The organism is Roseburia sp. OM03-7AC (genome assembly GCF_003462625.1).
GTDB classification, from domain to species: domain Bacteria; phylum Bacillota; class Clostridia; order Lachnospirales; family Lachnospiraceae; genus Roseburia_C; species Roseburia_C amylophila.
The window spans coordinates 1-5,445 of record NZ_QTZJ01000021.1; the positions used below are offsets into that span (position 1 = coordinate 1).

A 5,445-nucleotide genomic window follows, 5' to 3' on the forward strand; every position below is an offset into this window, starting at 1 on the left:
CTGACCGGAGGAATGGCAGCAAATGCAGCAGTAAGTGCAGGAACATCCATAGGAAGGGCTGTAGTAACAGAGTATGCAAAGCAGGGACTGACGGTGGCAGCCAGCAGCTATGTGGAAAAGAGCATGACAGAAGCAACCAACAGTCCACTGGCAGGCTTTGTAGTTGGTTCACTAACTGGAATGGCAACATATGGAACGCTCAGTGAGGCAGAGCTGGAAGTAGTAAATAATGTAAAAAGACCGCAGCAGTTGGGGAATGTTGGAGAGAGTGGTAGTAAGACGGGTACTGTATGGGATAATATTACCCCAACTCAAGAAAAGTATCCGTATACTAATATTCCAAAATCATTTGAGATAGAGGTTAATGGAGAAAAAATGTGGGTGCATGGAAATGCAACTGAACATATGTATGAAGAAGTTTATAAGGGGATTACTACGGGAAATGGCACAGCATATACAAATCCTAATCTTTATACACAAGAAATTATGAGTGATTTTTATGGTTCGCTTCAGGAGGCAACTAAATCAGGAATTGTTTATGGAGAAAAGATTACGGAAGGTAATTGGAAATTTATATTTGCTCAGTCAAGACAAGCAGGACAGTTGCCAGTAATAAAACATGCACAGTTTAATGGATGGCATTAGGAGGTACAAGAATATGCAAGATATAATAGATATGGAATTGGAAGAATATATTCCTTTGAAGATTATATTTAATAAGGATAAGGAAGCGGTTGAATATATTTCGTATTCAAAAGATAAAACTTCTTCATTGGAATTTACAGTGGGTATAAAGAGTAAGTTATTAAAAAGAATAACGCTACTGCTTTGCAAGGAGTATTCAGAAACTACGGATAAGCTAGTGGTGGAAAATTTTGAAGATGGAAAGATAATTTTTCATAGTGATGATATAGAATGCCCTGTTTTTAAAACTATTTTGTATTCTAATGGTAGCAGAATAATATTATCAGACAAAAAAAGTTCACATTATATAAAAATGGACAAAGTGTATTTTGGATTGTCAGAAACAGATGATATTATTGAAATATGTGTATGTGATATGAGAGATTCTGAATTGGAACACTTAAAAAAAGAATTAGAGTTGCAGTGAGTGATGCCATGGCAGCCAGCAGCTACATGGAAAAGAGCATGACAGAAGAAATTTACCAGTCCACTGGCAGGCTTTGTAGTTGGTTCACTAACCGGAATGGCAACATATGGAACGCTCAACGAGATAGATTCCATGGCAAATGTAAGTGGATTACACGGTTCTTTTGCAGAAGGAATGTCAAAGGAAGATGTCCAGAAATATCTTGATTTTCTTGAGAATGGAAGCAAGGAAGGGCTCACAGAGGCAGAAATAAGAGGAATCGGAAAGGTAGACGAAGCACTTGCATTAAAGAAAGTAAACCCGGAGGAGCTGTTGGAACTTAGAAAACAGCAACTGGGGAATGTTGGGGAGAGTGGTAGAAACACAGCACAAAAAGTCTTTACAGATAATCCTTTTGATGAAGCTGGAAATTTAAAACCCAATATTAGCTATCAGACAGGTGAATTTAAGTATAATTACGAAACAGATGCTAATGGAAGAATATCCAATTGGAATACTGATAATCTACAATTAACGAAACGAAATGGTCGGCTAAAACATAACCCAAACACTCCAGGAAAAATTGCAGGAGATTATGCGGGACACTTAGCAGGAGATAGGTTTGGCGGTTCACCAAATTTGGATAATATAGTATCTCCATCAAAAGATGTTAATTTGAGTCAATATAAGAAAATAGAAAATCAATGGGCAAAAGCTATAAGCGAGGGAAAAAAGTAGATGTAGATGTTAATGTTAAAACGCATTGTTTTCAGGAAAGATTGATGTTATGAGAATGATGCGTTTTGCTTATCTGGAATTATATTGTAATTTTTGTCTCCTTGATAGTGAGTGGTGTGATAAAGTTCGAGAATTAAAAAATGAACATTACAATAGATTGGAAATAGAAGAATGATAGGAAATGAAGAGTTTTTGCAGTTGCGAGAGGCGTATATAGAGATTGGAAAAATGGTACAAAAATATGGATATGGACAATATAACGGGATATTAAGAATTCTTATGGGACAAGTTAATTGTATTGACTCGGATGAGAGCAATGGTGAAAAAATGAAATACTTGATAGAAAGTTATAATAAATTGTTTGTTGCAAGAGGTGGGTTAGGCGATTTCATCATTTATGATGCAGATGTTCAATTGAAAAATCAGTTGAATGAGAAATATAATGACGAAGTAAAAAGGGTTTGGAACATTATGAAAGACTATATTTAATAATGACTTTGTATAAGAATATCTGAAATCACAACGGAACATAGTTTCTTTAAAGATGCAAACGTATTGTTTTCATAGAACTAGATGCTGTGGAGATGATTGAAAAATTATTTTCGAGAGGTAGAAAAACATGAAAATAACAGGTAGTATGAATTATGTAAAAATTGATTTGGAGAACGGATATGTTGTAAGAGCAGAAGGAGAAATGCTTGTAGGCAAAAAGTTTGTGGCATATAGAGATACAATGAAATTTTGGGAGCCACCACATGAGCATGAAGAACTTCTAGAAGAGCAAATTGAGAGTATAATACAGGAAGTTCAGAGAAACATGAATGAAAATACGGTTCAAATTGTTTTTGAATAATATGTATTATGTCTCCACATGAGGTATTTCAGATATAAAAATCGGTTTCAAAAGCGGAAGGTGAGACTGGCTAGTAGTGGGAGGTACTGGGAAAAAGTAGTAGAAATAATGGAAAATATGTAGTAAACTTTTAAACAGATAAAAGGGGAAGGGTACCATTACAATATTTGATTAACATGAAATATACAGATGAGGAATTAGAACCTTTATATCAGATTTGGTTTGCACAGAAAAATATTTTAGTTAATCATAAGAATGTATGGGGAAAATCACCATTGGAACTGGCAGCACTATTGCCATATAGAGCAAGTTTATTAGGGAGGTTGAAAAAGTATGAGTAAAGTAGTGACTTTTATTGCTGATGCAGGTGGATGCATTGTTTCAAAAAATATCTTAGATCATAAAGGAAAATTAAAATGGTGTGTTAGAGAAGAATCGCTAAATAATATTGACAATGGTTGGAGATTTTTTTCGGATATTGATATCGATGAGTATTTGAGTAAAGCAGATAATATGTGCATATGTGATTTTAATACAGTTGCCAATATCGAACCGGCAATTATCGCAATATACAATTGCGAAGTGGGGACAGACATAGAATTGGTAGAAGAGAATGGAAAGAAATTCTTTTTAGATAATAATACCGGGAAAATATTTAAAATATAGTATTTTTTATATAAGGTTAAAACGCATTGTTTTCAGGAAAGATTGATATTATGAGAACGATGCGTTTTACTTATCCGGAATTATATTGTAATTTTGGTCAAATATAGAAAAACCAATCCTCGAAGAAAATGATATTATTATTCAGGAGGTAATTATAGATGCAAAATAGTAAAGCTTATGATTGTTTAATAAAACAATTGAATGCAAACGGCTCAGATAAAATGGATGGATATTATCCAGAAGTGATGGAAGAAATATATGATTGGGAGCGAGAAGAAGTAGAAGATATTATTTGGGATGCTTTTTTTAATAAAAATGAAATAGAATTAGCACAATTTTTTCCTAAGTTAAAAAAATATGATGGTATCAAGGCTTTAAAAGAAAGTCCTTATTTATTACAAATACCAAGTGAAGCAAGTGTTGAAATTGGTAAAATATTGTATGAGGCTACGGGAGATGAGGGATATTTAGATATAATTAAAAAAAATATTGATGCATCTCCGGAAACGATATCATATGTTTCAATTTTGTCATATTGTAAGCCTTGTCAGCGATTATATAACATTCTTGTAGACATTTATATTAATAATAGTAATAAGGTTAACAGGAGTACTGCTGTTATGGGAATTTTATATAATAAAGGGATAATTAAAGACAGAAGCAGCATTAAAGAATCAAATGATGTAATAAGTTTGCGGAAGAAATTCAAATCTGAAGATAGTATAGAGCGTCAAAAAATTATTGAAAAATTTGAAAACGGAGAATTAAACAATGGTTACATTTGATGACAATATATCAAACAGTATTGAATAGAAAGCAGGTTTGTTTATGAATCATGACATTAATGAATTTTTTCCTGTTCAACAAGGAGAGTGCAAAAAAAACGCATGGGAAGAAATAGAGAAAAAATAGGAATTATTTTTCCAGAGGACTATAAGCGGTTTATCGATTTTCATGGAGAAGGAGGGATTAATGAGTTTTTGTGGATATTATCCCCATTTTCCGAAAATGAAAATTTAAATTCTATAGAGAAGTTTAACGTTATGAAAGATGCGTATATAAGTATGCAAAGTGAATTTCCAGAACAGTTTTCTTTTGATTTTTATAACGGCAAAACAGGTTTGTTTCTCTGGGGTATTACAGATAATGGAGATGAATTATTTTGGAATTATAAAAGAGATAGTATGTCCTATTTTTCCCGATGATTTCATTTTAGAGAAAAATTATTATGAAACAATATAATTTTAATTATGTGAGAGTAATAATTTTTTGATATTTTTCTTAATGCTTCAAAAAAACATGTTACAATAGCACGCAACAGAGGAATATGGGGATGAAAATTTCTCATTCTACCTAAACAAAAACACATAATAGGAGAGGTTCCGTAGCTGCTATGGGCTATGGTGCATCTCCTATTTTTCTGTTACAGGGCAATCCAGATGATACAGGTATCATCAAAGGGTATACCAAGACATTCAGCTTTTCGAGCGTATTATGAGAAACGTAAAGCAGAATGTAAATCTAGACTGATGAATCAGCTTCATGAGCAGTTGCATATCGCGTATCCGTCTTGCAAGCAGTCTTCCAATGATATTAGCAGACCTACGGCACTGTATTTCTGGAAGGCATTACCCATCCAGAGAGCATCTGAAGGGTAAGACTTTTGAGGATTTTTCATGAGGAACTTATTCCTGTCAGTTGTTAAAAATGCACAACCAATTCGTACTTCGTACATGAGTGTAACCGGTTTTTATATATGATTCGACTTAAAAAATTTTTGGCTCGACCTTGAATCTGCTGGAAAGCGGTAAAGGAAATTTTGAGAAAAACAGCATAAAACAAGGAATTTGGAAGAAAAAATATAATAAAAATAAGGGTGGCACAAAAGTCGAATATAGGGTGCTGAAAAGTCGAATTTCAGACAAAAATAAGTCGAATATTTTTCCTTGAAAGTCGAATGGAAAAGGGGAAAAATAGATAACAGACAGGATAAAAACAGAATAATAAAAGTGGAGAAAGTTATGGGATTTCAGGTAAAGTATGAAGAAATTACCAGCATTCGGGAACTGATTCTGGCACAGCTTGACCGGTGGATAGA

At 33.5% G+C, this 5,445-nt stretch carries 8 protein-coding genes; all 8 read left to right on the plus strand.

All coding sequences use genetic code 11. The features are described from left to right. Window positions 1-645: hypothetical protein (locus DXB39_RS14845; protein ID WP_117901615.1), on the plus strand; the 645-nt coding region annotated here is incomplete at its 5' end. A gap of 13 nt (window positions 646-658) precedes the next feature. Continuing rightward, entirely contained in the window at window positions 659-1,111 is a 453-nt protein-coding gene (locus tag DXB39_RS14485) for a hypothetical protein (RefSeq protein ID WP_117842380.1), read from the plus strand. Between the two features lie 132 nt (window positions 1,112-1,243). Then, complete coding sequence (locus tag DXB39_RS14490; protein ID WP_158561528.1) at window positions 1,244-1,828, plus strand: DNA/RNA non-specific endonuclease; 585 nt, start codon at window positions 1,244-1,246, stop codon at window positions 1,826-1,828. A gap of 171 nt (window positions 1,829-1,999) precedes the next feature. Next, the gene (locus DXB39_RS14495) at window positions 2,000-2,317 is read left to right on the plus strand and encodes a hypothetical protein (protein ID WP_117842378.1); all 318 of its coding nucleotides are present in this window, start codon (window positions 2,000-2,002) and stop codon (window positions 2,315-2,317) included. Between the two features lie 130 nt (window positions 2,318-2,447). Beyond that, window positions 2,448-2,681: an Imm74 family immunity protein gene (locus DXB39_RS14500; protein ID WP_117842377.1), complete on the plus strand. Its 234-nt coding sequence runs from the start codon at window positions 2,448-2,450 to the stop codon at window positions 2,679-2,681. 333 nt (window positions 2,682-3,014) lie between these two features. Beyond that, window positions 3,015-3,347, plus strand: a complete 333-nt coding sequence (locus tag DXB39_RS14510; protein ID WP_117842376.1) for a DUF2185 domain-containing protein — start codon at window positions 3,015-3,017, stop codon at window positions 3,345-3,347. 158 nt (window positions 3,348-3,505) lie between these two features. Next, the gene (locus DXB39_RS14515; protein ID WP_117842375.1) at window positions 3,506-4,132 is read left to right on the plus strand and encodes a hypothetical protein; all 627 of its coding nucleotides are present in this window, start codon (window positions 3,506-3,508) and stop codon (window positions 4,130-4,132) included. Between the two features lie 102 nt (window positions 4,133-4,234). Further along, a complete protein-coding gene (locus DXB39_RS14520) occupies window positions 4,235-4,552 on the plus strand; it encodes a hypothetical protein (RefSeq protein WP_117842374.1) in 318 nt (105 codons plus the stop codon). Window positions 4,553-5,445: the final 893 nt, after the last annotated feature.

Coding starts and splice junctions, on each gene's coding strand:
- DXB39_RS14485 (WP_117842380.1), top strand. CDS start 659: ATGCAAGATATAATAGATATGGAATTGGAAGAATATATTCCTTTGAAG.
- DXB39_RS14490 (WP_158561528.1), top strand. CDS start 1,244: ATGGCAAATGTAAGTGGATTACACGGTTCTTTTGCAGAAGGAATGTCA.
- DXB39_RS14495 (WP_117842378.1), top strand. CDS start 2,000: ATGATAGGAAATGAAGAGTTTTTGCAGTTGCGAGAGGCGTATATAGAG.
- DXB39_RS14500 (WP_117842377.1), top strand. CDS start 2,448: ATGAAAATAACAGGTAGTATGAATTATGTAAAAATTGATTTGGAGAAC.
- DXB39_RS14510 (WP_117842376.1), top strand. CDS start 3,015: ATGAGTAAAGTAGTGACTTTTATTGCTGATGCAGGTGGATGCATTGTT.
- DXB39_RS14515 (WP_117842375.1), top strand. CDS start 3,506: ATGCAAAATAGTAAAGCTTATGATTGTTTAATAAAACAATTGAATGCA.
- DXB39_RS14520 (WP_117842374.1), top strand. CDS start 4,235: ATGGGAAGAAATAGAGAAAAAATAGGAATTATTTTTCCAGAGGACTAT.